Here is a 1,737-nt window from a genome sequence, read left to right on the forward strand (position 1 = left end):
CGATGCCGGGTCGGTGGGTGTGTGGTCGGTGGGTGCGGGGGTGGTGGTTCCCGCGGTGACGGTGGACGGGCTGATCCGGGATCAGGTAGCGCGTACTCCCGGGGCGGTCGCGGTCGTGGACGACGCGGATGGTGCGGAGTTGGCGTACGCGCAGTTCGACGCGCGGGTGAACGCTCTGGCCCGTCTCCTGACCGAGCGGGGCGTGACGGTGGGTGGCCGGGTCGCGGTGGCCCTGCCGCGCTCGGCGGACCTGGTGACCGCTCTTGCTGCGGTACTGCGTGCCGGCGCCGCGTATGTTCCCGTCGATCCGGGATATCCCGCGGAGCGTGTTACCGCGATCCTCCAGGACTCCGGTGCCCGGGTGGCCATCACCGATATTGCGACGGCGGCGGCCCAGGCGGGCGTGTTCACCGCCGCGGGTGCCGTCACCGTGGTCCTCGATGAGAATGCTGTTCGTGGCCAGGTGGAACACGGGGCGTCCGACGCACCCGTGCTGTCGCGCCCGGTCACCCCCGGCGACACCGCGTATGTGATCTTCACGTCCGGTACCACCGGACGACCCAAAGGCGTCGCCCTGTCCCATGCCGCGGTCGTGAACCGGCTTGTCTGGGGCCGGGAGGTGTTGGGGTTCTCGTCGTCTGATCGGGTGCTGCTGAAGACACCGTTCACGTTCGACGTGTCGGTACCGGAGTTCTTCCTCCCGCTGATCACCGGGGCGGTGGTCGTGGTCGCCCGTGACAACGCACATGGGGATCCGGGCTATATCGCCGGTGTGGTGCGGAAAAGGCGGGTCACGAGCGTGCATTTCGTGCCATCGATGCTTCAGGCGTTCCTGGACTCGGGAGCAGAGGCGGGGTCGTTCCCGGATGTGCGGCTGGTGTCGTTCACGGGGGAAGCGCTGCCGGTGGCGGCGGCCATCAAGGCCCGGGAGGTGTTCGACCAGGCGGAACTGTTCAACCTGTACGGGCCGACCGAAGCGGCGGTCGAGATCGCCAGCTACGACATCGCCGCTCTGAACGCAGACTCGGATTCGACGCCGATCGGTCGCCCGGTGTCGAATTCTTATGTGCGGGTGCTGGACGGGTGGCTGCGCCCGGTACCGGCCGGGGTGACCGGTGAGCTGTATCTGGGCGGGGTGCAGCTGGCGGAAGGATATGTGGGCCGGGCAGGGCTGACAGCGGAAAGGTTCGTCGCCGACCCTCTCGGCGCCCCGGACGAGCGGCTGTACCGGACCGGCGATCTGGCCCGATGGAACGACCAGGGCGAGTTGGAGTACCTGGGCCGGTCCGACGACCAGGTCAAGGTACGCGGGTTCCGGATCGAACTCGACGAGATCCGCGCTGTCCTCGAACGACACCCCGCCATCTCGGGTGCCGCGGTCACCGCTCTCGATCACCCCGCCGGAGGGAAGTTCCTCGCCGCCTATGTCACCACCACCCCGTCCGCACCAGCCGACGAGGCCGTGCTGGCCGACGTGCTGCGGGAACACACGAACACGCTCCTGCCGGAGTACATGGTTCCCGCATCGTTCACCCGCCTGGCCACACTCCCCACGACCTCGAGCGGGAAACTCGACCGCAAAGCACTACCCGCCCCCGACCTGACCGCCGGATCCGGCAGCGGCCGCCCCCCGGAAACCGACACCGAGCTGTCCCTGGCCGGGGTGTTCCGCGACGTCCTCGCCCTCCCCGAGAGCACACCCCTGTCCGTGGACGACGACTTCTTCCGACTCGGCCG

1 protein-coding gene is annotated in these 1,737 nt (G+C 69.0%); it reads left to right on the forward strand.

Annotation, left to right across the window (positions count from 1 at the left end; translation table 11 throughout):
* Positions 1 to 40: 40 nt before the first annotated feature.
* Positions 41 to 1,737 (forward strand): amino acid adenylation domain-containing protein (locus tag FMEAI12_RS35625; RefSeq protein WP_160144389.1); only part of this gene is annotated, 1,697 nt, incomplete at its 3' end.

Source organism: Parafrankia sp. Ea1.12, assembly GCF_900465275.1.
Classification (GTDB): Bacteria; Actinomycetota; Actinomycetes; order Frankiales; family Frankiaceae; genus Parafrankia; species Parafrankia soli.